The sequence below is a fragment of the Chitinophaga sp. XS-30 genome (genome assembly GCF_008086345.1).
GTDB lineage: Bacteria > Bacteroidota > Bacteroidia > Chitinophagales > Chitinophagaceae > Chitinophaga.
This window is the reverse complement of sequence record NZ_CP043006.1, coordinates 4,000,788-4,024,816: the sequence shown is the minus strand read 5'-3', so window position 1 is coordinate 4,024,816 and position 24,029 is coordinate 4,000,788. Positions and strand designations below refer to the sequence as shown.

Here is a 24,029-nt window from a genome sequence, read left to right as displayed (position 1 = left end):
GCTATCTTGAAAGATATCAGCTGCTAGAACTTCTCCAGCCCGCTGAAAAAGAAGTTGCCTTCAATTTCGGCGTTCTCATTGGAATCAGATCCGTGCACGGCGTTACGGCCGATGGACTCTGCGTAGATCTTGCGGATAGTACCTTCCTCAGCCTGGGCAGGATTGGTAGCACCGATCAGCTTGCGGAAATCTTCCACGGCATTGTCCTTTTCCAGGATAGCCGCAACAATGTGCCCGCTGCTCATAAACTCCACCAGTTCACCGTAAAAAGGCCTTTCCTTGTGTACAGCATAGAATTCACCCGCTTTCCCGGCGGACAATTTTGTCAGTTTCATGGCTACGATCCGGAAACCTGCTGCGCAGATCTTGTCCAGGATGCCCCCGATATGTCCGTTTTCAACGGCATCGGGCTTGATCATGGTAAATGTTCTGTTAGTCATATTGAAGATTAGTCGTTTATCAGGTGGAACAACAATGACCGGCTATTAACCGGTTTTGCGCGCAAAAGTAAACAGTTTTTGATTAGCAGTAAAAAATTTTGAAATTCTGCCTCAAATAAAGAACTTCGCACTTCGTTTGCATAAACGAATCCAGGCAGTGCTTTAACCGCTTGTATCTTATTAAATTATAGTTTTTGGAATGAAGCCAATTGAGGAAATTAAGCCATTACTGGATAGCCCCAAAAAAGTGGTGATCACCATGCATCAGAAGCCTGATGCGGACGCAATGGGTTCGTCACTTGCCCTGTACCACTATCTCAGGCGTAAAGGCCACGATGTTACCGCCATCTCGCCCACCAATTTTCCGGATTTCCTGAAATGGATGCCGGGGAGCGATAATGTACTGGATTTTGAATCCGCCCTGGATAAATCCCTTAAAGCGCTGGACGGAGTGGAATTGCTCTTCTGCCTGGATTTCAACCACCTGGGCAGGACGAAGAACATGGAACCTTACCTGGAAAAGCTGAGTTGCATCAAGATATTGGTGGACCATCACCTGGAGCCGCAGCCCGATTTCGACTACGGCATCAGCGATACCACCGCCGCGTCCACCGCCCAGCTGATCTACGAGATCATCTACCGCCTCGGGGATGAACATTATATAGATAACGATATTGCACAATGTATCTATGCCGGTACGATGACCGATACCGGTTCCTTCCGTTTTGCCTCCACTTCCGCCCGGGTGCACCGGATGGTGGCGGATCTGCTGGAAAGGGGACTGGAACATGAATACATCCACCAGGCGATCTATGACAATTTCCTGGAGAACCGCCTGCGTTTTATCGGGCACAGCCTGCTGAACCGCATGGAAGTGTTCTACGAAACCAATACTGCCATGATGGCCATCCCTTACAGCGACCTGAAAAGGTTCGATCTGCAGACGGGGGATACGGAAGGATTGGTAAATTTCCTTTTGTCCATTCAAGGCATTAAATTAGCAGCGCTGATCATCGACCGGAATTCGGAGGTAAAGCTGTCTTTCCGCTCCAAGGGCAATTTTTTGATGTGAATACATTCGCACGCAAATATTTTGAAGGCGGCGGCCATTTCAATGCTTCCGGCGGCAGAAGCCCGGATTCCCTGGAAAGGACCGTTCAGCGCTTTCTGAATGCCATGCACGAGAATGAAGACCTTTTGCAATAGATCCGTTCATACCAATACGGCCTGATGGAGCCTTCAGGGTTCCATCAGGCTAAAAAAGTCTAAATAAGCTGGTGGCGCCGATAAGGTTTCATCAGGCCCGAAAAAAATCTGAAACTAACTGGTGAAACCGCAAGGTTCCATTAGGCCCGAAAAAAAATCTAAAATTCACTGATGAAAAAGAACAACCTGTTACTTGTTGCATCACTGGGCTTGCTTGCGGCAAGCTGCGGTACCGGCGGCCCGAGGAAAACTCCCGGTGGCATTGATTATACCATCGATGTGAATGGCAAGGGAGAAAAGCTGAAAGTGGGCGACACCGTGCTCATGCACTTTACCACCTATCTGAACGATTCATTGCTGATGGACTCCAGGAAAGAAAGAGCTGGTACGCCCATTACCGTTGTGATCAAAAAATCCGAAGACAAACTGGACCTGATGGACGGCTTCGTTGAATTGTCTGAAGGGGACAGCGCCACATTTGTGCTCCCTGTTGACTCACTGCCGCAAATGCCGATGTTCGCCAAGAAAGGTGATAACATGCGGATCGCTTTCCGCGTGGAAAGCAAATATTCCAAAGCCAAACAAAACGCCAAGGAAGAAAAAGAGATCAAGGAATATATCTCCAAGAACAACCTGACCACTACCACCACTCCCTCTGGCGTTTACATCGCCGTGACCGAGGAAGGTACCGGCGAACAGCCCAAGAACGGTGATATCGTTTCCGTGAACTACACCGGTAAACTGCTGGATGGCACCATGTTCGATTCCAACCAGGATACCACCCTGCGCCCCGGCATGCCCCTGCAGCCGCTGACTTTCCCCGTTGGCCAGGGCCGCGTGATCCCGGGATGGGACGAAGGTATCGCCCAGCTGAAAAAAGGCTCCAAAGCCACGCTGGTGATCCCTTCTTCACTCGCTTACGGCGTTGACGGCAGCCCCCCGATGATCCAGCCGAACAGCGTACTGGTATTCACCGTGGAACTGCTGGACGTTAAACCCGCTGAAACACCGGCTAACTAGTCCGCTAGTACCTTGTTATATTATTACATAGAGGCTGTATCAGAACGTTGATACAGCCTCTTGTTATTTCGCCCCCTGTTCCCCGCCCTCCAAAAAAATTCCGGATATCGTAAATGAATTACCCGATCGCGTAAACGCCCCGCGTAATGGCACCCGACCTTTGCGCAAATTCCGGCTGTCCTGAATAAAAACCGGAATCCTAAACTATAAAAGATGAAAAGAAGGATCCTACTAATCCTGTTATGCCTGTTTGCAGCTGCAACATCCTTTGCACAGCGGTCCGGCGGGCATATTACAGGTAAAGTCACCTCAGCGGACGACAGTCCCGTTGCCGGCATTACGGTTGAACTGACAGAGACCGGTGCCCATGCTATCTCCAACCAGGAAGGCGTTTTCAGTTTCAGGAACATAAAACCCGGGAACTATACCTTGCTCATCAACCTCCGCAACCACGAAGAAGTGCGCCGGACGGTTACTGTGGAAAATAACAGCACCGTTACGGCGGACCTCCGGATAGGCCTGCAGGTAGGCGAGTTGCAGGGCATCATCGTAACCGGCAACCGCAACAGCTTCAAGGCAGACCGTACTTCCCAATCGCTCCGCATTGCCACACCCTTGCTGGAAGCGCCGCAGAATATTCAGGTGGTGACCGGCAAGCTGATGGCCACCCAGAACATCATTTCCATGAGCGATGGCGTAGCCAAAAATATCAGCGGCGTCACCCGCCTGGAGCACTGGGGCGATATTTACACCCGCATCAATGCACGCGGCGGGCGCCTGGCAGCTTTCCGCAACGGCGTGAACGTAACCTCCAGTTGGGGTCCGCTCACGGAAGATATGAGCTTTGTAGACCATATCGAATTCGTGAAAGGGCCGGCTGGATTCATGATGTCCAACGGTGAACCGGCAGGTATCTATAATGTGGTGACCAAAAAGCCTACCGGCATCAGCAAAGGCGAAGCTACCCTGACCTACGGCAGCTTTGATCTCATGCGTGCTACGCTGGACCTGGACGGGAAGCTGGATAAACCCGGGAAAGTGCTTTACCGCTTCAACCTGATGGGACAAACCAAAAACTCCTTCCGCGATTATGAATTCAACGACCGCTTCAGCATCGCCCCGGTGATCAGCTATCAGCTGGATGAGAAGACACTGCTGACCGCAGAATACACCTTTCAGCATGTTACCATGTCTGACCTCGGCTCCGCATACGTCTTCTCCACAGAAGGTTTTGCGGTGTACCCGCGCAACTTCAGCATGTCCAATCCCGCTATTGTGCCAAGCAAGATCAATGAGCACAGCGCATTCGTGAACCTGCAGCATCAGCTGGACGACCAGTGGAAACTGACCGCCCAGATCGCGCATTTCAACTTCAAACAGGTATCCAGCGATATATGGCCTGATGCCGTGCTGCCCGATGGCAACATCATCCGCAGGCTGTACGCATTTGACGGAGATATCAGGAATACATATGGACAGGCTTTCGTGAATGGCGATGTGACCACCGGCGGCGTTCACCACCGCATTCTGGCCGGCCTGGACGTAGGTACGAAGGAAGCCCTCTACGATTGGGGACAATCACATCAGCTTGACTCTGCGAATGGTTATTTCAACGCGCATGATCCCAGTTATGGCATGCCCATTGGCGGTATCCCCGTTTTCGACCGCACTACCAGCTTGTCACAACGGGCCGTTTCCAGGGTAAACCAGTCTTATACCGGCCTGTACTTCCAGGATGAGCTCGGATTTTTCGATAACAAGCTGCGCCTCACACTGGCCGGCCGTTACACCTATGTAAAAGAAGGTGAAATGGAAGAAAAGCAATTCACCCCAAGAGCAGGCATCAGCTTTTCTGTCGATCGCAGCACTTCTGTTTATGCGCTCTACGACCAGTCTTTCATCCCGCAAACGGGCAACCTCAGAAGCGGCAATCCTCCCAAACCCATCACCGGGAACAATATCGAGTTCGGTGTGAAGAAAAACTGGTTTGACGGCAAGCTGAGCACTACGCTGGCCGCCTATCGCATCATCAAGAATAACGAACTGTCTGCCGACCCCTCCGGCACACCCGCAAATCCTTATGTGCTCCAGCTGGGCCAAAGCCGGGCGGAAGGCGTTGAAGTGGATGTGATGGGAGAAGTGGTAACCGGTTTAAGTGTGGTGGCCAACTATGCATTTACCGATTCCTACGTGAGCAAAGAGGGAGGATCCAACGGCAACATTATCACGAAAGGCACACGCATTGCCGGTTTTGCCAAGCATAACCTGAATACCTGGCTGACCTACACCCTGCAAAGCGGTGCGCTGAAAGGCGCGGGTATTGCCGGCGGCTTCAGCTGGCAGGCAGAGAGAAGCTCATGGGCATGGACCACCGAACCAAGCAGAATGTCCCTCCCCAACTATTTCCGGCTGGATGGCGGGCTGTTCTGGGAAAAGAAGAAGATCAGGCTCACGGCCAACGTCTTCAATATCCTGGATGAATATCTTTATACCGGCGCGGACTACGGTGCCTATTATTACTGGCAGGCCGAGCCTCCGAGAGATATCCGGTTCAGCATGGCTTACAAATTCTAGGAGCGGGCAATACCGCAAAACAAAAAACGGGCAGCGTCAAAAAATATGATGCTGCCCGTTTTTTATATGAGATATGATCAGTGTATGCCGGTATAATTATGCGGAGTGATCGCTTTCAGCTCCTTTTTCAGGGCGGCGCTGATCTTCAGACCGTCTATGAACTTTTGCATGGTCTTCTGCGTGATCTGTTCCCCGCCGCGGGTAAGCGCCTTCAGCGCTTCATAAGGCTGGGGGTAATTCTCCCGGCGCAGCACCGTCTGAATAGCTTCAGCCACCACAGCCCAGTTATTGTTCAGGTCTTCTTCCAGTTTTGCAGCATTCAGGATCAGTTTACCCAGCCCTTTCCCGATGGATTTCGTGGCGAGCAGGGTATGGGCCATGGGCACACCCACGTTCCTTAGCACAGTGGAATCCGTCAAATCCCGCTGCAGGCGCGAAATGGGCAGCTTGGCGCTCAGGTGTTCAAACAGCGCATTGGCCAGACCAAGATTGCCTTCGGCATTCTCAAAATCTATCGGGTTGACCTTATGCGGCATGGCGGAAGAGCCCACCTCATCCTTTTTGATCTTCTGCTTGAAGTAATCCATGGAAATATACGTCCAGATATCCCGGCAAAGGTCCACCAGTATATTATTCACTCTTTTGAGCGTATCGAAGTGTGCCGCCAGGTTGTCGTAATGCTCTATCTGCGTAGTGTATTGCATCCGCTGCAGGCCCAACGTATTGTTCACGAACTTGTTGCCGAACTTTTCCCAGTTGATGGTGGGAAATGCCACATGATGGGCGTTGAAGTTCCCGGTAGCACCGCCGAACTTGGCTGCAAAAGGCACCTGCCCCAGCAGCTTTATCTGCCCTTCCAGCCTTTCCACGAACACCAGTATCTCCTTACCCAGGCGGGTGGGGGAAGCCGGCTGACCATGTGTTCTGGCCAGCATCGGCACCGCTTTCCATTCCTTCGCCAGTTTTTTCAGATGCAGTACCAGGTTGGCAATGGCCGGCAGGTACACCTGCTCAACCGCATCTTTCCAGAGCAGGGGAGTGGCCGTATTGTTCACATCCTGGGAGGTCAGCCCGAAATGCACCCATTCCAGTTTATCTTCCAGCCCCAGGGCTTTCAGTTCATTCTTCAGGAAATATTCTACCGCCTTTACATCGTGATTGGTGATCTTTTCGGTATCCTTTACCAGTTGTGCGTTCTCCAGGGAAAATGACTGGTAAATGTTGCGCAGGGCGGGAATTTTGGCTTTGGGCAGGGTAAACAGCTTCTGTTCAGCCAGGGCAATGAAATATTCTATCTCCACCTGTACACGGTAACGGATCAGTGCATATTCCGAAAAATAAGGGGCAAGTTCTTCCAGTTGTCCCCTGTAACGCCCGTCCACCGGGGAAATAGCAGTTAAAGCTTGTAGTTGCATCATGTTTTTATTAACCATTCAAAATTGCCCCTGGTGACCTTCAGCGTGTATTACCGGCGTTGGTATGCAGGAATTACTTTATTTTTGCAGGCTCAAAATTACAGAAATTGGAACGGAAAGTAAAAGTAGCTGCGGTTAGTTATCTGAATACGAAACCATTATTATATGGTTTCAGGGAACATAAGGTGATGAACATGATGGAACTGAGCATGGATTATCCCGCCAGGATAGCCCGCCAGCTGATAGACGGGGAGGTAGATGTGGCCCTCGTGCCGGTAGCCATCATACCCAGACTGAAGGAGCATCATATCATAGCCGACTTCTGTATTGGGGCCGAAGGGCCTGTAGCCTCCGTTTGCCTCTTCAGCGAGGTGCCGCTGCAGGACATCAAACGGATATACCTCGATTACCAGAGCCGCACCTCTGTAGCCCTGCTGAAGCTGCTGGTGCGCGACCACTGGAAGCTGAACGTGGAACTGATAGAGACGGCTGAGGATTACCAGGATAAAATTACCGGTACGGATGCGGGCCTCGTGATCGGCGACCGTGCCCTTGCGCAAAGGCATGTATCCCCCTATATTTATGATCTTGCCGAGGCCTGGATCCGGTTTACCAGCCTTCCCTTCGTATTCGCGGCATGGATCAGCAACCGCCCGCTGCCCGTGGAATTCATCCAGCTTTTTAACGATGCCAACAGCATCGGTTTGAATAATATTCCTGCTGTGGTGGCGGAGAACGTCAGCCCCGGACTGGACCTGACCACCTATTATACCCGCAACATCAGTTACCGGCTGACCCCTTCGAAAAGGCAGGGGATGCAGAAGTTCCTGACCTGGCTTCAATAGCCGTTGTTACCGCTTTTATGCTTAACTTACCATACTAAATTCCAGGTAGTATGAAAGTAGGCATCCTTGGCTCCGGGGAAACCGGGCTGACCCTTGGGCGGGGCCTTGTTCGTGCAGGCTACAACGTTATGATCGGTACAAGGAACCGCTATAAGGAAAAGTTGCAGCAATGGATACACGAAAACCCTCATACCGCGCAACTCGGCACCTTTGCCGAAGCGGCTGCCTTCGGCGCCCTTTTGTTTCTTTGTACAAGGTGGACCGGTACGCAGGCTGCGATAGAAACGGCCGGGGTCTGGAATTTCAGAAAAAAAGTAGTTGTGGATGTCACCAATCCCCTGGATGGCAAAGGTCCGGATAACATGGGAAGGCTCCATTTCTCCCCGGGCAATGCCGGTTCAGGCGGGGAAAGGGTACAGGCCTGGCTTCAGGATGCCCATGTTGTGAAAGCGCTGAACTGCACCGGCCAGCAGTTGATAACTGATCCGCATCTGGAGGAAGGGCTACCTACCATGTTCATTGCCGGCAACGATGATCTGGCCAAAAAGGCTGTTACCGATCTGCTGCATCATCTGGGCTGGCGGGATGTGGAAGATACCGGCGGCATCGACATGAGCCGTCACCTGGAATCCCTCTTCATGATATGGTGGGCTGTAGGTTTCAGAACGGGGAAATGGCATCATGCCTTTCGGTTGCTTCGTCACTAACCGGCCCTTTTTTCAGGCTGGAACGATAATTGCCAAATTACCGGAAAGATTGTCTAACCTTAAAATCTGTCACTATGTTACGCTGGGCGCTTATTTTCTTCATTATCGCAATTGTAGCGGCTATTTTCGGTTTTGGCGGTATTGCCGCCGGTGCTGCTGGCATTGCAAAGATCCTTTTCTACATTTTTGTGGTGATCTTCCTGATATCCCTGATCGCGGGGCTGATGAGAAGATAGTTGTTGCTGTTTTTCCCTTGATGGGGTAATTTTCGCCGCAACGGCCTCAAAGGTCCTGCATGGAGATCAGCTGGATCGCGTCCGGGTTGTCCGAGAACGCCTGCAACAGCCGGTCGCCATGGGTATCCGTAATGAATACCTGGCCGTAGTCCGGTCTCAGCACCAGGCTGATCAGGCGGGATACCCGTTCCTGGTCCAGCTTTTCGAACACATCGTCCAGTAAAAGGATGGGTGGGAATTGTTTGTGCGCGCGGATGGCTTCATATTGCGCCAGTTTCAGGGCGAACAGGAAGCTTTTGCGCTGCCCCTGGGAGGCGCTGTTCTTCATGAGATGCTCATCCAGCAGAAAAAGGAGATCATCCCGGTGAATACCCTGCGTGGTGCGTTGCATTTGCTTGTCCCGCAGGCGGCTACCGGCCAGGAGGGAAGCGAGGCCCTGTTCCTGCAATTGGCTCTGATAGCGAAAAGCAACGGTCTCATGCTTTCCGGCGAGGTAATCGTACCGGTCCTGTACCTGCCCGATGAAGGTCTCCAGGAAGGCCTTGCGCGCTTCGTACACAGGAATGCCATGCTGCACCAGCTGCTCATCGAACACATCGAGCAGGGCATCGGTGGGCTGCATGGTTTTCAGCAGGCTGTTCCGTTGCTGCAGCACTTTGTGATAGGCAATGAGGTGATCCAGGTACCCCGGCTGCAACTGGGAGAGGAGGCTGTCCAGCCATTTCCGCCGCCCTTCACTGCCGCCGAGGATGATCTCGGCATCGTCAGGCGCGATCATAACGGCCGGGAACTGCCCGATATGCCGGGAAAACCGTTCATAGGCCTCATCATTCAATGCGATCTCCTTTTTCCCTTCTTTCATGGTGCAAACGACCTTTTCGCCCTTCGCATGCCTTTGCAGCAGGGCTTCCAACCGGAAGCCGTTCGTTTCGTACTGCACATTCTGATGCTCGGCCGTGCTGAAATAACTCTTGGAAAAGCAGAGATAATAAATAGCGTCCAGCAGATTCGTTTTCCCCGAGCCGTTCCGGCCTGTAATGCCTACGATCCTTTTGGAAAAATGGAAAACACGGTGGGAGTAATTCTTGAATTGGGTGAGCGATATTTTTGAAACTGATAACAAGCTTGCAGGATATAATTAATATAATGAAGTAATATTTTTAACAGATAGTGCCGCAATCCATTGCGTATTGCTGTAGATGTCCGTACATCCTTCTGCAAAATTGCTTGAATTTGCAGATTTTCCTGTTATATTTGCGAACAAATTTAGAAATAGTGCAAACTTTAACAGACGTGAAGACGAAATTCACCAAAGAGACCTATCTGTACTGGTATGAATTAATGCTGTTACTGCGCCGCTTCGAGGAAAAGGCCGGTCAACTGTACGGGATGCAAAAGATCCGCGGGTTCTGTCACCTTTACATCGGCCAGGAGGCCATCGCAGCAGGGGCTATGACCGCTACAAAACCTGGTGACAAGTTCATCACTGCTTATCGTGATCACGCGCTGGCCGTTGCCAAAGGCATTTCCGCCAAGGCTTGTATGGCAGAGTTGTTTGGTAAGGCAACCGGCTGTTCCAAAGGTAAAGGCGGCTCCATGCACTTTTTCTCCAAGGAGCACGGGTTCTTCGGCGGCCACGGTATCGTAGGCGCGCAGATCGGTACCGGTGCAGGCCTGGCATTTGCAGAGCAATATCTCGGAACTGATAATACAGTGCTTTGTTTCTTCGGAGACGGCGCCGCCCGTCAGGGTATGCTGCATGAGACCTTCAATATGGCCATGCTGTGGAAACTGCCGGTGATCTTCATTTGTGAGAACAACCATTACGCCATGGGTACCTCGGTAGAGCGTACCTCCAATGTACTGGACATCTATAAACTGGCCGACGCTTATGAAATGCCGGCCGACTCCATCGATGGTATGAGCTGCGAAGCTGTGCATGAAGGTATTCAGAGAGCAGTAAGCCGCGCACGCGAAGGCGGCGGGCCCACCCTGCTGGAGATCAAGACCTACCGCTACCGCGGCCACTCCATGAGCGATCCCGCCAAATACCGTACAAAAGAAGAAGTAGAGGAGTATAAAGAAAAAGATCCGATCACAGTTGTGCTGAAAACTTTGGTAGATAATAAATGGATCACTGACGCCGAAATCGAAGCGATCAACGAACGCGTAAAGGCAGAAGTGGAAGAATCCGTGAAATTCGCAGAAGAAAGCCCCTGGCCTTCCGATGACGAACTGCTGAAAGACGTGTACACGCAGGAGGACTATCCTTTTATTATGGACTAAACAAAAAGTAACCCGCTTACTTTTGAACATACAGCAAAACAAAAATGGCAGAAAACAAAACTCAGACAAGCAAACCTGCATCTACCCAGGAATTCGACCTGCAGCAATCTGTAGACAGGGCGCAGGATTTTTATAGCAAAAACAAGAACTTCATTCTCGTTGCCCTGGTGGCTGTAGTGGTGGTTATCGGCGGCTTCATCGGTTACAACCGCTTTTTCAAGGAGCCGAACGAGAAAAAAGCGCAGGAAGCGATCTTTGCAGCACAGAACTATCTGGCCGTGGATTCTTTCCGTCTCGCACTGAGCGGGGACGGCAATACCTACGGTTTCCTCCAGGTGATCGACAAATATGGCAGCACAAAAGCCGGCAATCTCGCCAGGTACAGTGCTGGCGTATGCTACGTGAAACTGGGCGACTACCAGAAAGGCATCGAGCAGCTGAAAGCATTCTCCAGCGATGACCTGGTGCTGCAACCGCTGGCGAATGGCCTCATTGGCGACGCCTATATGGAGCTGAACAAAGCAGATGATGCCGTAAGCTATTACAAGAAAGCAGGTGCTGCAGATAATGAGCTGATTTCACCCATCTACCTGCTCCGTGCAGGGCTGGCGCTGGAAAAAGCCAACAAACCGCAGGACGCCATTGCCGTGTACCAGGAGATCAGACAAAAATACCCACAAACGAACGAAGGCCGCGAAATGGACAAGTACCTGGCCAGGCTTGGAGTGGTGAAATAATTTCGGGAAATGTCTATACACAATCAGACCTTACTCAACAACGCTGGCATTCTTCACCTGGAGGGTGCCAGTGTTGTTATTGTTTATACGGAGTGGAACGACTTCATTACGAATGAGCTGACAGCAGGCTGCGAACGTGTGCTGGACGAATACAAGGTCAGCCACCGCAAGATGCTGGTGCCCGGTTCTTTTGAACTGCCCTTTGCCTGCAAACAGATATGGGAACAGACCAAAGGCACCGGTTCACAACCCTCCGCCATCGTGGCTTTTGGCTGCATCATCCGCGGAGAGACCCCGCATTTCGATTACGTTTGCAAAGCCGTAACGGAAGGCGTGCTGCAGCTGAACCTGGAATTGCCCATACCTGTTATCTTTGGCGTGCTCACCGTGGATAATGTGGAACAGGCGACCGACCGCCTTGGCGGCGCTCACGGGCACAAAGGGGAGGAGGGCGCGCTTACCGCGCTAAAAATGATCGCTTTCCAGCGGCAAATGGCGCGATAAAGCAGCGGTTAATTATCTTTATGACCATCATCTGATACTGATACTGCATGAACGTACAGCTTTTTATACCATGCTTCGTAGACCAGCTCTTTCCTGAAACCGCTTTTAATATGGTAAAGGTGCTGGAGAAGCTGGGATGCAACGTGAGTTACAATACAGAGCAAACCTGTTGCGGCCAGCCCGCGTTCAACGCCGGTTATCAGGACGAGTGCCGCTCCGTGGCCACCAAATTCCTGAAAGACTTCCGGACGTATGATTACATTGTTTCGCCAAGCGGCTCCTGTTCCGGGTTTGTCCGCAATTATTATGGCAAGCTGTTCGATAATTCCGCCGCACATAACGATGTAAAGCTGCTCAGGAAGAACCTCTACGAATTCACGGAATTCCTGACAGACGTGCTGCATGTCAGCGACCTCGGCGCTACCCTCGAAGGTACCGGTACCTATCACGATGCCTGCGGCGCCCTCCGCGAATGCGGCATCAAGGAAGGGCCGCGCAAACTGCTGTCCAAAGTAAAAGGCCTGGAACTCAAAGAAATGACCGATTGCGAAGTCTGCTGCGGATTCGGCGGCACCTTCTCCGTGAAATTCGAGCCGATATCCATGGGCATGGGAGAGCAGAAAGTGCTCAATGCGATCGACAGCGGCGCCGATTATCTCATTTCTACAGATCTGAGCTGCCTGATGCACCTGGATGGCTATATCCGCAAACACGGGCACAATATCAGGATCATGCATATTGCGGACGTACTGGCCAGCGGCTGGTAAATCGTATCAACTCAACCCAATTCAGTTCATCATGCAATACTGGTTAGTTAAATCCGAACCCTTCAAGTACTCCTGGGATCAATTTGTTAAAGATGGGCAGACCTTCTGGGACGGCGTGCGGAATTATGCCGCGCGCAACAATCTCAAAGCCATGAAAAAAGGAGATATCGTGTTCTGGTATCACAGCAATGAAGGGCTGGAGATCGTGGGTATTGCCAAAGTGGTGAAAGAACATTACCAGGACCCTACCACACCAGACCCCGCCTGGGTAGCGGTGGATCTCAAACCCTTCAAAAAACTGAAAAAACCCGTTACCCTTGCCCAGATGAAAGCAGAGAAAAGTCTCGCCAATATGGACCTGATCCGCCTTGGCAGATTATCTGTGGGTGCTGTGAAGGAAGCGGAATATGAAAAGATCATGGAAATGGCCGGCATGTAAGGTCCCCTTTGCCGGTAATTTTTTTTGCGTAATTTGTAACCCGCAGCACAGCAGAATTTGCGATCATTTACAGATATTGCCCGGAATCATATTCCGGGTTTTTTGTTTGTTTCTCCTGTTCCGGAGCCGCACAAGATCTGAGAAAAGGTGCTGAACATTAAATATAAACCGATGAAACCGAAACTTGTAGTGCTCACCGGCGCCGGCATCAGCGCAGAAAGCGGACTTCGTACTTTCCGCGACAGCGACGGCCTCTGGGAAGGATACGACATTTACGAAGTAGCATCGCCGGCAGGCTGGGAAAAGAACCCGGCGCTGGTGCTGGACTTCTACAACCTGCGCCGCCGCGATGTCATGAACGCGCAACCCAATGCCGCGCATACCGGCCTCGCCACGCTGGAAGAGCATTTTGACGTACGCATCATCACCCAGAATATTGACGATCTCCATGAACGTGCCGGTTCCACCAAAGTGCTCCATCTCCACGGTGAGATCATGAAAATGAGAAGCGATATCGATGAGCGCACACTATACCCTTACATGGATGACATCAAGATAGGGGACCTGGCACCCGATGGCGGACAATTCCGGCCGCATGTGGTCTGGTTCGGGGAAGCCGTGACCATGATCGAGCCCGCCGTGCTGGAAATTGTGCAGGCAGATGTGTTCGTGCTGATCGGCACTTCGCTGAATGTATATCCCGCAGCGGGACTGGTGGATTATCTGCGCGGGGAGATACCGAAATATATCATTGACAAAAAGATACCGCCGGTCAGGGATAGCGGGTACCATCTTATAGAAAAACCCGCCGTGGCGGGCATGGAGGAACTGCTGAATATCCTCATTTAATGATCAGCATACAGAAAACGAGGCTGTCCGCAGCAATGTAACGGGCGGGCGATCACATCAACGAAAGCATTTCGTTGCCGGATACCCGGGCGTGGCCTGCTTTTGACTGCCGCTGCATTAAAATCTATTCAAAACTCTCCTCAAACCGGATGTCGTGCTCTTCCAGTTCCCGCAGCACCGGGTTATATACCTCGGGCATCACGGGAACATGCAGGCCTTTCAGCTGGAGATTGCCGGAAAGCAGCAGTTTGGCCATGATCCCCAATGGCAGCCCAACCGTTTTGGCCATGGCAGTACGGAGATTATCCTCCCCCTGCACGATCATATAGCTGTGCAGTTTCGTGGCCATATTCCGGCGCTCAAACTCTATCTCGTGCAGCATCACGATCATATCCTTGTCCGAAGGCTCCATTTTCAGCCGTACATCCAGCACATGCTGCAGTACACCGGCACTGGTCTGTTCGCCCTGATTGATCAGGTCTCCGTTAAGGATACCGAGGAATTTCAGCTGACGGATCAGCTTGCTTTTGCTGCTGACGCCGAGGAACTTCGCAATATTCTCTTCATGGCTCAGCTGCTTGTCCACTTTGACGTGCTGCGCCGCCCATTTGAAATAAGGCATATTGGTCGTGTCCATCTTCTGCGCATCGTCCGTCAGTCCCAGTTTGACGAGCGCGTTCCAGCCCTCGCAAAAATCCGGATACCGCAGGGTCGCCCGCATGAAAGTGGGAATATTGCCCAGTGAATACACATCCACATAACTCAGCGAATCCCGGTTGGGGTAATAGGCCAGTTTGCCGAGGCCGGGGACCTGCACGGTTTTGGACTGATCGAACAGCTGAGCGTACCCGACTTCCTTCACTTTGCCCTTTTCGCGGTAGATGGCGCCGGAGGTGCCTGCCAATACGATATTGCGGGAATTCCAGGATATTTTGTACTGCCAGGGATTATCGTTGCTCTCGGGGGAAACCAGTCCGCCGCAGTAAGATTTGAAGGAAAATATCTGCCCGCCTTTTTTTTCAATGGAATGGATCAGTTTCATGGCGGACATATGGTCGATCCCCGGGTCCAGTCCCATTTCGTACATAAAGAGGAGGCCGGCTTTCTCTATATCTTTCTCCAGTTTCCGGATCTCCGGATCGATATAAGAAGCGGTCAGCAGGTTTTTGGAGGACCGCAGACAGTCTTTCGCGATGATAATGTGCAGCGCCGGCGGTAACAGGGAGATCACCAGGTCGGTTTCCTGTATCAGCTGCTGCCGCACCGCCTGGTCTTTGATATCGATAGCAGCCGGTGTGGCGTAATATGACTTGCCGATCTTTGATTTGATGAGCATGAGGTCATTATCCGCCACCGTAATATGCCATTTTTGCCGTGGAGCATTTGCCAGCAAATAATCTATCAGACACGTAGCAGATTTGCCGGCACCAAACAATAGAATGTTCTTCATAATTTTTATAGAACTGGTTAAAACTATCAGGGAGTAACAATAAAATTCGGGCCAATGTTCGTATAAACGGGCGTTCCGGCCTGGCCTGAATCCATTCTCTCTCCCAATTAGGCTTTGATTTTCACAGGGTTATAAACAAATAGCTTGCCAATCTGAAGCAAGCTGGTATATAGCAAAATTTGCATATATAGAACATTTGCCGGAGATGACGCGAAAGTAGTATAATTTGTTTTAAGCACCAATCTGCCCCCATTACCGGAGACCCTTCTTATTTATTAACATTAAGCCCCCAAACCCTCTGAATTCGCGGCGAAAGCGTTATATTTGCTCTTCATTTAATGGGACTGAAAAACCTGTAAACCAATAACATAATGATAGAGAATACGGACAATCAAGACAATCAAAAGGAAGGTAGAATTGTTCAGGTCAACATCGAGGAGCAGATGAAAACCGCGTACATCGACTATTCCATGTCGGTGATCGTGGGACGTGCGCTTCCGGATGCGCGGGATGGGTTCAAACCGGTGCATCGCCGGGTACTGTTCGGGATGAATGAGTTGGGGAACACCCATAACAAACCTTACAAAAAGTCCGCCCGTGTGGTAGGGGATGTGATGGGTAAGTATCACCCGCATGGGGATGCTTCCGTTTACGACACGATGGTGCGTATGGCGCAGCCCTGGTCTTTGCGCTACCTGCTGATCGACGGACAGGGAAACTTCGGTTCGATTGACGGTGATATGCCCGCTGCCATGCGTTATACGGAGGTCCGCCTGCAGAAGATCGCGGAAGCCATGCTGGACGATCTGGATAAGGAAACGGTGGATTTCACCCTGAACTTTGACGATACGCTGGAAGAGCCCGTAGTATTGCCCACCCGTATTCCCAACCTGCTGGCCAACGGCGCCTCCGGTATTGCCGTAGGTATGGCCACCAATATCATGCCCCATAATCTCTCTGAACTGGTGGACGGCCTGCATGCCATGATCGATAACAAAGACATTACCATCGATGAACTGATCAAGCATGTAAAGGCGCCCGACTTTCCTACCGGCGGTATCATTTACGGCTTCGAGGGAGTGAAGCAGGGATTCGAGACCGGCCGCGGAAGGGTAGTGGTACGCGGCAAGATCAATTCGGAAACGACCAAAGCCGGCAAGGAAAAGCTCATCATATATGAACTGCCTTATCAGATCAACAAGGCCGTACTGCATCAGAAGATAGCACAACTGGTGAATGACAAGGTGATCGAAGGTATTTCCGATGTGCGCGACGAATCGGATCGCGATGGCATGCGCCTCGTGATAGACCTGAAACGTGAAGCCATTCCCAACGTCATTATCAACCAGCTTTATAAATATTCCGAACTGCAAACCTCCTACGGCATCAACAACGTTGTGCTGGTGAAAGGCCGTCCGCGCGTGATGAACCTGAAGGAGCTGCTGGCTGAATTCGTAGAGTTCCGGCACGAAGTAGTGACCCGCAGAACGCAGTATGAATTGCGCGAAGCGGAGAAAAAAGCGCATATTCTCGCAGGTTACCTCATCGCGCTCGATCATCTGGATGAAGTGATCGCCCTGATCCGCAACTCTTCCACACCGGAAATTGCGCGCGAAGGACTGATGACCAGCTTCGGGCTGAGCGAAATACAGGCCAAAGCTATTCTGGAGTTGCGCCTGCAAAGGCTCACCGGCATGGAGCGCGACAAGATCCGTGAAGAATATGAAGATATCATGAAACTCATCGGCAGACTGAAAGAGATCCTCGGCGATGAAGGCCTGCGTATGCAGATCATCAAAGACGAACTGGCGGAAGTAAAGAAAAAATTCGGCGACGAACGCAGAACGGAAATACAATATCTCGCTGCGGAAATGCGCATCGAGGATATCATCGCGGAAGAAGATGTGGTGATCACCATTTCTCATCTCGGTTATATCAAACGCACATCAGCATATGATTACCGGCAGCAGAAGCGCGGCGGCCGCGGAGCCATCGGCGGAAAAACAAGGGATACGGATTATATCGAACATCTGTTCGTAGCCTCCACCCACCATACCATGCTGTTCTTCACGGAAAAAGGCCGCTGTTACTGGCTGAAAGTGTATGAGATACCGGAAGGAGAGAAGCAAAGCAAAGGCCGCGCCATCCAGAACCTGATCACCATTCCGTCTGACGACAAGATCCGGGCGATCATCGATATCAAGGACCTGGGCGACAAGGACTTTATCAATAATCATTATATCGTGCTCTGCACCCGCAACGGCATCATCAAGAAAACACTGCTGGAAGAGTTCAGCCGTCCGCGTCAGAACGGAGTTAACGCTATCACCGTGAATGAAGGCGACCAATTGCTGGAAGCCAAGCTCACCAACGGTAACAGCGAGATCATGATGGCCATCCGCAGCGGCCGCGCCATCCGTTTCCCGGAAAAGACCGTACGCGATACCGGCCGCGGGGCTATTGGCGTGAGAGGCATCGAGGTGGACAATGAAAAGGATGAGGTAGTTGGTATGATTTGTGTTGATAAGGAGGATAAAACCCGTACCGTACTCGTAGTATCGGAAAAAGGATTTGGTAAACGTACAGATATTGAAGAATACCGCATCACCAACAGAGGGGGAAAAGGGGTGAAAACCATCAGTGTTACAGAAAAAACAGGGCCATTGATCGCCATCCTGGACGTTACGGAAACGAACGACCTGATGATCACCTGTAAATCCGGCATCACTATCAGAATGGCCATAGCGGACATCCGCGAAGCCGGCCGTGCAACTCAGGGCGTACGGCTCATCCGGATGGATGATTCCGACGAAATTGCTGCCGTCGCCCGCCTCGATGAACAGGAAGAAGAAGTGGAACTGCTGGCAGAAGGCGAAGCCACTGAAAATGAAGGAGAAGGAACCGGGGACGATAGCGGCGACGCACCGGCGGCAGAAACGCCGGAAACAGACACAGAAGCTTAAACTTCTTGCGAACCATAAACAATTAACGATAATTAAAAAACCTGAGTTACATGAAAAAACTATTTGTATCTCTTCTCTTTTGCAGCGTCGGCTTTGCGGCGGTGGCGCAGCGTGCAAAAGTGAATAGTGCGGATGAAAAACTGTCAAGCAACAAGCTCGATGAAGCAAAAGCAGATATAGAGGCAGCACTGCAACATGAAAAAACCATGAACGACGCCAAAACCTGGTATGTCAAAGGCAAGATCTACGAAGCCCTTGCTACCAAGGAGAAAAGCGCCGCAGACGCCATCACCGCATACGAATCCTTCAAAAAAGCATTGGAAATAGATCCCAAGCTGAAAGAAGCCATCCTGGAACTGCAAAACAGGATGTTCAATGTATATGCCACCGTAGGCAACGCAGGCTATGGCCAGCTGAATGAGCAGAAATGGGACTCTTCCTACGCCTATTTCAAAAAAGCGTTCGAGATACAGGACTTCTATAATGGTAAAGACCTCGGCGGAAGCATTCCCCGCGATACCGCTATGGTATTCTACGCAGGCTATGCCGCCAACCAGGCCGGCAACAAGGATGCTGCATTTGAACAGCTGAAGAAAGCTGCCGAGCTGAAATTCAAGGCTGAACCGGCATTATACGTAGTGCTTGCACAGCTGTACGAAGAACGCGGTGATAACGCCAACTGGATCGCCACCATCGATTCCGCCAAGGTATTTTTCCCGGCAGACAAGCGTTTTAACGAAATGGAAATGCTCTACTATTCAAAGACCGGTAAAACCAATGAATTGATGAGCATGATGGAAAAGAAAGTACAGGAAAATCCGGATGACTTCGGCCTTCAGCTGGACTATGCCATCCGTCTGGATAACCTGGCGAATCCCCGTGACGAAAATGGCGCCGATATGCCGAAGCCAGATAACTACGATGAGCTGATGAATAAAGCGGAAACAGCCTATAAGAAATCGCTGGAATTGAAAGCAGATGATGCCACCGCCAATTTCCAGCTGGGCGCCCTCTATTTCAACCGTGCGGTAGCGCACAACAAAGAGTTGAACAGTATGGACAGCAAACAGCAAAGCTCTGCCAAGGCCAAAGAACTGCAAACAAAAGTAGAGCAGCTGATGGACCAGTCCCTCCCGTTCTTCGAAAAAGCAGATGCAGGATTCTCCGCAGAAAGCGAACTGGAAGCCAGTGACAAACGCACTTACGAAAGCTGCCTCTACGCACTCCAGAAGATATACGCTATCAAAGGCATGAATGACAAGGTGGATGCTGTCAAGAAAAAACTGGAAGCATTGTAAACCGTCGTTCTGACAATCTATACAAAAAGCGCCCCGGGACCACAGATCCCGGGGCGCTTTTTTATGCATCCAAGGAAACAACTGCCTTATTTAGTGCATAAAATTCTACACTGCTCCGGAAGGAATTATTAAAAGACCGCAGCCAATAGTTGTTTCATTTTTCCTTATCCATTGTTAATCATTCAATTAAATATGCAGCCCCAATCTATAACCGTAGGCAGCTCCGTTGGCATGGTAATTACACCATAACAGCAGGATTATCAATGAAAACTTCATTTCACCATATCAAAAATCCTTAAAATTATGGTCACAAGAACAAACACTAACGGAACCCAGGAAACGCAACAGCGAAAAATGTATGCAGCACCTGCACCCGGCCGGCCGGACCACAGACGGGAAGACGAACTGGATGAAATAGACGATGTGCAGGACGAATATGATGATGACAAGAATCAGCAGCTGGAAGGCTATGACGAAAATGAATATGATGCGGACGACCGGCGTAAACGCCATGAAGCCCAAATGGCCGATGGAGATGCCGCAGCGCATGAATCCGCCAAGCCGGCCCGTACGCCCAGTCGCCGCGGTTTTGCTGCCATGGATAAAGAAAAACAAAGAATGATCGCCAGCAAGGGAGGCAAAGCATCTCACGGAGGTGGTCGCAAGCCAGGTAAAAATCGTTAACGGAAATCCGATCTCTGTTTTTCAATGGTTGGATGATGAATAGCATGTTCATTATCCAACCATTGTTGCTTCAATGAAACCCGCATATCTGGCTGAAAATTGTTTAAATTGTCGTTGTGAAGCCGGCTTTGTGCACAGATGAAAAAACATTCCAGATGAAAGCGATAACAGTACCCGCATTCCATGCCATTCCCGAATTGACCGATCTGCCGGAGCCAGGGGTGAAACCCGGTACGGTAAAGATCCGGCTGGCCGCAGCCGGTTTAAACCCGTTTGACTGGAAGATGGTGGACGGCATACTGAAAGATCATATGCAGCATGTTTTCCCCCTGATCCTCGGTGTAGACGGCGCCGGCATAGTGACCGAAACAGGGGAGGGCGTAACCCGTTTCCGCAAGGGCGACCGGGTATTTGGCCAGATGCTGCACACACCGGTGGGAGAAGGCTCCTATGCGGAATTTGTGGTAGTTCCCGAAGACGCGGCGATCACCCCGGCACCGGAGACTATCCCCCTGGCGGATGCAGCAGCCTTGCCCACCGCGGGAATGACCGCACAGCAATTGCTTCACAGATCAGGATTACAGGAAGGCCAGACGCTGCTGCTTACCGGCGCCACAGGCGGTGTGGGCTCATTCCTCATACAAATGGCCGCGGCAAAAGGCATCCATGTTATTGCCACCGCATCGTCTGCGGAAAAGGCAACGCAAGTGCTCGGGCTAGGCGCCTCCGCAGTGGTCGATCATACATCCGCGCCGCCGGAGGAGCAGGTGAAAAAAATGTATCCGGGCGGTGTTGACGGATTGATCGATCTTGTAAGCGACCGCGCAGGGTTTTCCCGGTTGCTGCCCCTCGTGAAAGAGCAGGGCATAGCGCTAACCACCATGTTTGTGGCGGATAAGAAGGAACTGGAGGCCCGTCATCTGCAGGGAGGAAACTTTGAAACGAAAGGCACACCGGCATCCCTCGATGCCCTGGCCAAAATGATAGACGCCGGGACGCTGAAGGTGCCGGTAGACCGTAAAATATCCATGGGACAGGCGGCTGCAGCCATCGCCGCAAGCCGGGAGAAGAAAAGCAAAGGCAAAACGATCATTGTGATCGATGATTCACTGTAAAGCTTCGCGGACTTTTTTGGGAAGACCGGCCACCACCAGATCATAGGAGTTCTTCGTCCATTCCAGCAACAGCTTGTCCGGAATAGAGCCGTCGAACGACACGGTGTTCCAGTGCTTTTTGTTCATATGATACCCCGGGATCACACCTTCATAACGTTCCCGCAATTCGATCGCTTCCTCGGGATCGCATTTCAGGTTAACACTTTCAAATCCATCTATATCCAGCAAAGCGAACATCTTTCCCATCACGTTAAATACTAATGTTGTTTCCCCGAACGGGAATGCCTCATCCGTACCGGGAAGGGACAGGCAAAAGTCGCGGTATTTTTCAAGGTTCATAACCACGAATGTAAAGATTTCCGGAAATTTGTGCGCAGGCTATGTACCGGAAAATATAAACCTTATATTTATCGGATGATCACGTTTTTTGCTTCGATTATCCTTTTAGTATCGGGCTACTTTATTTATTCCCGCGTTTGTGAAAAGATTTTTGTCATTGATCCACAGAGAAAAACACCGGCAGAAACCATGGCCGACGGGGTAGATTTCATACCGATGCCCCGCTGGAAGATTTTCCTGATCCAGTTTTTGAATATTGCAGGGCTTGGGCCCATTTTTGGCGCGGTAGCGGGTGCCATGTGGGGACCAGTGGCCTTTTTATGGATCGTGCTGGGCTGCATTTTTGCAGGCGGGGTACATGACTATTTTTCGGGAATGCTGTCCCTCCGCCACAACGGGCAAAGCTTCTCGGAGGTATCCGGCATTTACCTCGGCAACGGTATCCGCCAGTTCATGCGTGGGTTCTCCGTTGTGCTGCTCATCATGGTAGGCACCGTTTTCATCATGGGGCCAGCCCGCATCCTGACGGACCTGACCGATGGCTTCGGCGGCACCGTATTCTGGGCAACCCTCATCTTTGTGTATTACATCTTGTCCACCATTTTGCCGATAGATAAACTGATCGGGAAAATATACCCGGTATTCGGTATCGCGCTCCTGTTCATGGCGATAGGGATCATGGTGATGATGATCTATAACGGGCTGCATGTACCCGAGCTGACGCTGACCAGTTTTGGCAATCAGCATGTACGGCCGGAGAAGTTCCCGGTTTTCCCGATGTTGCTGATCACGATAGCCTGCGGGGCCGTATCCGGTTTTCATGCCACGCAATCGCCACTCATGGCACGTTGCATACGCAATGAAAAACAGGGCAGGAGCATCTTCTTCGGCGCTATGGTCACCGAAGGGGTCGTAGCCCTGATCTGGGCAGCCATCAGCATGAGCTTTTTCGGCGGCGTCCGGGAACTGAACGATGCCATGGATGCCCATGCCGGAAATGCCGCCTGGGCGGTTAACCTGATATCGAATTCCCTGCTCGGAAAAATAGGCGGCGCCCTGGCCATTCTCGGCGTCATCGCTGCCCCGATTACCTCGGGAGACACTGCGTTCCGCAGCTCCAGGCTCATCATCGCAGATTTCCTCAAACTGAACCAGGGCCCTGTATTGAACCGCCTGTGGATCACCATCCCCTTATTCGTGGTCGGCTTCCTGCTCACACAGGTCGATTTCGCCATCGTTTGGCGGTACTTCGCGTGGACGAACCAGACGCTGGCAACGGTGGTATTATGGACGATCACGGCATTCCTGATCCGCGAAAGGAAGTTTTACTGGATATCACTGGTTCCCGCCTTTGTGATGACGGTAGCAACAGTTTCTTACATCCTGGTGGCGCCGGAAGGGTTTTCATTACCGGTGAACCTGTCCTATGCGGCAGGTCTGATCTGCGCGCTGGCATTGCTCGTGCCGGTGGTCCGGACGGTGAACCGGCAGGCCAGCCACAGGCTGAAGACCAGCGGTTAACGAACAAGATAATCCGGCCCGCCTGATATTCCCGGTTGCCATGCATACAAGCGCATGGCAACCACCGGTTTGCTGTAAACATACCTACTGCCCGGCCTGGTTCCAGCCCCGCACGTCAATACCATTGCCTGCCATACATCCCGCCATCCGAAGCGTTCTATCCGTTCCCCATTTATGAAGCCAATCATCCTGTATGGCAACATGCCGGTTTATTTATATTGAAAATCAAAGTCTTATTACAAGAATAGCCCGCCTGCTTCCCCATATTCAAACATAATTTCCATCATTTTGGAGATTCGTGCCATTAGTGTCAAATAGACAAGTATATATTTGTCAGGAATTCCATGATTAACAGGTTGACGGGTCAATACAGGGACCTGATGCATTATTTAGTTCATTACCCATTTTTTTAACCAAAATTATTACGTTATGAAAATTGAACGATCCCTATCAGCGAATACACATTCCCATTATTATTAGTGTCAATTTAACATTTAAATAGTGTAGGCAGCTTACTGTTTCAGGGCGCTTGCCTGACATCATTTAAAGCGTTGCCACAAAACCTCGTTTGTTTTTCTGCAGGACGGTCGGTTCAGTACCGTCCCGGGCTTTTATTGTCCTCATACTAAATTAC

Annotated in this window: 23 protein-coding genes; 18 read left to right on the top strand and 5 right to left on the bottom strand. The window is 51.1% G+C overall.

Features of this window, described 5'->3' with window-relative positions; genetic code table 11:
- Positions 1 to 23: 23 nt before the first annotated feature.
- Positions 24 to 440, bottom strand: coding sequence for a nucleoside-diphosphate kinase (locus tag FW415_RS16390; RefSeq protein ID WP_148387180.1), 417 nt, complete (start codon positions 438 to 440; stop codon positions 24 to 26).
- A 199-nt stretch (positions 441 to 639) separates the two neighbouring features.
- Here FW415_RS16390 and FW415_RS16385 point away from each other — a divergent pair, with 199 nt between their 5' ends.
- From FW415_RS16385 to FW415_RS16375, 4 genes are all read left to right on the top strand, one after another.
- Positions 640 to 1,512: a bifunctional oligoribonuclease/PAP phosphatase NrnA gene (locus FW415_RS16385; protein ID WP_246858773.1), complete on the top strand. Its 873-nt coding sequence runs from the start codon at positions 640 to 642 to the stop codon at positions 1,510 to 1,512.
- Positions 1,509 to 1,646 carry a hypothetical protein gene (locus tag FW415_RS25420; protein WP_246858772.1) on the top strand — a complete coding sequence of 46 codons (138 nt, stop codon included), beginning with the start codon at positions 1,509 to 1,511 and terminating at the stop codon, positions 1,644 to 1,646. Before FW415_RS16385 ends, FW415_RS25420 begins: the two co-directional genes overlap by 4 nt.
- Positions 1,647 to 1,817: 171 nt before the next feature.
- Positions 1,818 to 2,666, top strand: a complete 849-nt coding sequence (locus FW415_RS16380; RefSeq protein WP_148387178.1) for an FKBP-type peptidyl-prolyl cis-trans isomerase — start codon at positions 1,818 to 1,820, stop codon at positions 2,664 to 2,666.
- A gap of 213 nt (positions 2,667 to 2,879) precedes the next feature.
- Positions 2,880 to 5,240 (top strand): TonB-dependent siderophore receptor, encoded by a 2,361-nt coding sequence (locus FW415_RS16375; RefSeq protein ID WP_148387175.1) that lies wholly within the window; start codon positions 2,880 to 2,882, stop codon positions 5,238 to 5,240.
- Between the two features lie 77 nt (positions 5,241 to 5,317).
- On the opposite strand, the gene purB is transcribed toward FW415_RS16375, so the two are convergent.
- Positions 5,318 to 6,658, bottom strand: a complete 1,341-nt coding sequence (gene purB / locus FW415_RS16370) for an adenylosuccinate lyase (protein ID WP_246858771.1) — start codon at positions 6,656 to 6,658, stop codon at positions 5,318 to 5,320.
- A gap of 104 nt (positions 6,659 to 6,762) precedes the next feature.
- Between purB and FW415_RS16365 the strand changes: the two genes are divergently transcribed.
- The 3 genes from FW415_RS16365 (at position 6,763) to FW415_RS16355 (ending at position 8,443) form a co-directional block, all read left to right on the top strand.
- A complete protein-coding gene (locus FW415_RS16365) occupies positions 6,763 to 7,500 on the top strand; it encodes a menaquinone biosynthetic enzyme MqnA/MqnD family protein (RefSeq protein ID WP_148387173.1) in 738 nt (245 codons plus the stop codon).
- A gap of 50 nt (positions 7,501 to 7,550) precedes the next feature.
- The gene (locus FW415_RS16360) at positions 7,551 to 8,207 is read left to right on the top strand and encodes an NADPH-dependent F420 reductase (RefSeq protein ID WP_148387171.1); all 657 of its coding nucleotides are present in this window, start codon (positions 7,551 to 7,553) and stop codon (positions 8,205 to 8,207) included.
- Between the two features lie 74 nt (positions 8,208 to 8,281).
- Positions 8,282 to 8,443: a DUF1328 domain-containing protein gene (locus FW415_RS16355; protein ID WP_148387169.1), complete on the top strand. Its 162-nt coding sequence runs from the start codon at positions 8,282 to 8,284 to the stop codon at positions 8,441 to 8,443.
- A gap of 46 nt (positions 8,444 to 8,489) precedes the next feature.
- Here FW415_RS16355 and FW415_RS16350 read toward each other — a convergent pair whose 3' ends face one another.
- Positions 8,490 to 9,566 (bottom strand): DNA replication/repair protein RecF, encoded by a 1,077-nt coding sequence (locus FW415_RS16350; protein WP_148387166.1) that lies wholly within the window; start codon positions 9,564 to 9,566, stop codon positions 8,490 to 8,492.
- A gap of 170 nt (positions 9,567 to 9,736) precedes the next feature.
- Between FW415_RS16350 and pdhA the strand changes: the two genes are divergently transcribed.
- From pdhA to FW415_RS16320, 6 genes are all read left to right on the top strand, one after another.
- Complete coding sequence (gene pdhA, locus FW415_RS16345) at positions 9,737 to 10,729, top strand: pyruvate dehydrogenase (acetyl-transferring) E1 component subunit alpha (RefSeq protein WP_148389968.1); 993 nt, start codon at positions 9,737 to 9,739, stop codon at positions 10,727 to 10,729.
- Between the two features lie 44 nt (positions 10,730 to 10,773).
- Positions 10,774 to 11,466, top strand: coding sequence for a tol-pal system YbgF family protein (locus FW415_RS16340; RefSeq protein ID WP_148387164.1), 693 nt, complete (start codon positions 10,774 to 10,776; stop codon positions 11,464 to 11,466).
- 9 nt (positions 11,467 to 11,475) lie between these two features.
- On the top strand, positions 11,476 to 11,970 hold the full coding sequence (gene ribH / locus FW415_RS16335; RefSeq protein WP_148387161.1) for a 6,7-dimethyl-8-ribityllumazine synthase: 495 nt from the start codon (positions 11,476 to 11,478) through the stop codon (positions 11,968 to 11,970).
- 47 nt (positions 11,971 to 12,017) lie between these two features.
- Positions 12,018 to 12,737: a (Fe-S)-binding protein gene (locus FW415_RS16330; protein WP_148387159.1), complete on the top strand. Its 720-nt coding sequence runs from the start codon at positions 12,018 to 12,020 to the stop codon at positions 12,735 to 12,737.
- A gap of 31 nt (positions 12,738 to 12,768) precedes the next feature.
- The gene (locus FW415_RS16325; protein ID WP_148387157.1) at positions 12,769 to 13,176 is read left to right on the top strand and encodes an EVE domain-containing protein; all 408 of its coding nucleotides are present in this window, start codon (positions 12,769 to 12,771) and stop codon (positions 13,174 to 13,176) included.
- Positions 13,177 to 13,347: 171 nt separating this feature from the next.
- Positions 13,348 to 14,025, top strand: a complete 678-nt coding sequence (locus tag FW415_RS16320) for a Sir2 family NAD-dependent protein deacetylase (protein WP_148387155.1) — start codon at positions 13,348 to 13,350, stop codon at positions 14,023 to 14,025.
- A gap of 124 nt (positions 14,026 to 14,149) precedes the next feature.
- Here FW415_RS16320 and FW415_RS16315 read toward each other — a convergent pair whose 3' ends face one another.
- Positions 14,150 to 15,475, bottom strand: a complete 1,326-nt coding sequence (locus FW415_RS16315; RefSeq protein WP_148387153.1) for a saccharopine dehydrogenase C-terminal domain-containing protein — start codon at positions 15,473 to 15,475, stop codon at positions 14,150 to 14,152.
- 371 nt (positions 15,476 to 15,846) lie between these two features.
- Here FW415_RS16315 and gyrA point away from each other — a divergent pair, with 371 nt between their 5' ends.
- The 4 genes from gyrA (at position 15,847) to FW415_RS16295 (ending at position 21,535) form a co-directional block, all read left to right on the top strand.
- A complete protein-coding gene (gene gyrA, locus FW415_RS16310) occupies positions 15,847 to 18,438 on the top strand; it encodes a DNA gyrase subunit A (protein ID WP_148387150.1) in 2,592 nt (863 codons plus the stop codon).
- Between the two features lie 50 nt (positions 18,439 to 18,488).
- Positions 18,489 to 19,736, top strand: a complete 1,248-nt coding sequence (locus FW415_RS16305) for a hypothetical protein (protein ID WP_148387148.1) — start codon at positions 18,489 to 18,491, stop codon at positions 19,734 to 19,736.
- Positions 19,737 to 20,039: 303 nt separating this feature from the next.
- On the top strand, positions 20,040 to 20,420 hold the full coding sequence (locus FW415_RS25180) for a KGG domain-containing protein (RefSeq protein ID WP_210420716.1): 381 nt from the start codon (positions 20,040 to 20,042) through the stop codon (positions 20,418 to 20,420).
- A gap of 155 nt (positions 20,421 to 20,575) precedes the next feature.
- Positions 20,576 to 21,535 (top strand): NADP-dependent oxidoreductase, encoded by a 960-nt coding sequence (locus tag FW415_RS16295; protein WP_148387146.1) that lies wholly within the window; start codon positions 20,576 to 20,578, stop codon positions 21,533 to 21,535.
- Here FW415_RS16295 and FW415_RS16290 read toward each other — a convergent pair.
- Complete coding sequence (locus FW415_RS16290; RefSeq protein WP_148387143.1) at positions 21,527 to 21,874, bottom strand: MmcQ/YjbR family DNA-binding protein; 348 nt, start codon at positions 21,872 to 21,874, stop codon at positions 21,527 to 21,529. The genes FW415_RS16295 and FW415_RS16290 overlap by 9 nt on opposite strands.
- A gap of 75 nt (positions 21,875 to 21,949) precedes the next feature.
- Between FW415_RS16290 and FW415_RS16285 the strand changes: the two genes are divergently transcribed.
- Positions 21,950 to 23,395: a carbon starvation protein A gene (locus FW415_RS16285; protein ID WP_148387141.1), complete on the top strand. Its 1,446-nt coding sequence runs from the start codon at positions 21,950 to 21,952 to the stop codon at positions 23,393 to 23,395.
- Positions 23,396 to 24,029: the final 634 nt, after the last annotated feature.

Coding starts and splice junctions, on each gene's coding strand:
- FW415_RS16390 (WP_148387180.1), bottom strand. CDS start 440: ATGACTAACAGAACATTTACCATGATCAAGCCCGATGCCGTTGAAAAC.
- FW415_RS16385 (WP_246858773.1), top strand. CDS start 640: ATGAAGCCAATTGAGGAAATTAAGCCATTACTGGATAGCCCCAAAAAA.
- FW415_RS16380 (WP_148387178.1), top strand. CDS start 1,818: ATGAAAAAGAACAACCTGTTACTTGTTGCATCACTGGGCTTGCTTGCG.
- FW415_RS16375 (WP_148387175.1), top strand. CDS start 2,880: ATGAAAAGAAGGATCCTACTAATCCTGTTATGCCTGTTTGCAGCTGCA.
- purB (WP_246858771.1), bottom strand. CDS start 6,658: ATGATGCAACTACAAGCTTTAACTGCTATTTCCCCGGTGGACGGGCGT.
- FW415_RS16360 (WP_148387171.1), top strand. CDS start 7,551: ATGAAAGTAGGCATCCTTGGCTCCGGGGAAACCGGGCTGACCCTTGGG.
- FW415_RS16355 (WP_148387169.1), top strand. CDS start 8,282: ATGTTACGCTGGGCGCTTATTTTCTTCATTATCGCAATTGTAGCGGCT.
- FW415_RS16340 (WP_148387164.1), top strand. CDS start 10,774: ATGGCAGAAAACAAAACTCAGACAAGCAAACCTGCATCTACCCAGGAA.
- ribH (WP_148387161.1), top strand. CDS start 11,476: ATGTCTATACACAATCAGACCTTACTCAACAACGCTGGCATTCTTCAC.
- FW415_RS16330 (WP_148387159.1), top strand. CDS start 12,018: ATGAACGTACAGCTTTTTATACCATGCTTCGTAGACCAGCTCTTTCCT.
- FW415_RS16325 (WP_148387157.1), top strand. CDS start 12,769: ATGCAATACTGGTTAGTTAAATCCGAACCCTTCAAGTACTCCTGGGAT.
- FW415_RS16320 (WP_148387155.1), top strand. CDS start 13,348: ATGAAACCGAAACTTGTAGTGCTCACCGGCGCCGGCATCAGCGCAGAA.
- FW415_RS16315 (WP_148387153.1), bottom strand. CDS start 15,475: ATGAAGAACATTCTATTGTTTGGTGCCGGCAAATCTGCTACGTGTCTG.
- gyrA (WP_148387150.1), top strand. CDS start 15,847: ATGATAGAGAATACGGACAATCAAGACAATCAAAAGGAAGGTAGAATT.
- FW415_RS16305 (WP_148387148.1), top strand. CDS start 18,489: ATGAAAAAACTATTTGTATCTCTTCTCTTTTGCAGCGTCGGCTTTGCG.
- FW415_RS25180 (WP_210420716.1), top strand. CDS start 20,040: ATGGTCACAAGAACAAACACTAACGGAACCCAGGAAACGCAACAGCGA.
- FW415_RS16295 (WP_148387146.1), top strand. CDS start 20,576: ATGAAAGCGATAACAGTACCCGCATTCCATGCCATTCCCGAATTGACC.
- FW415_RS16290 (WP_148387143.1), bottom strand. CDS start 21,874: ATGAACCTTGAAAAATACCGCGACTTTTGCCTGTCCCTTCCCGGTACG.
- FW415_RS16285 (WP_148387141.1), top strand. CDS start 21,950: ATGATCACGTTTTTTGCTTCGATTATCCTTTTAGTATCGGGCTACTTT.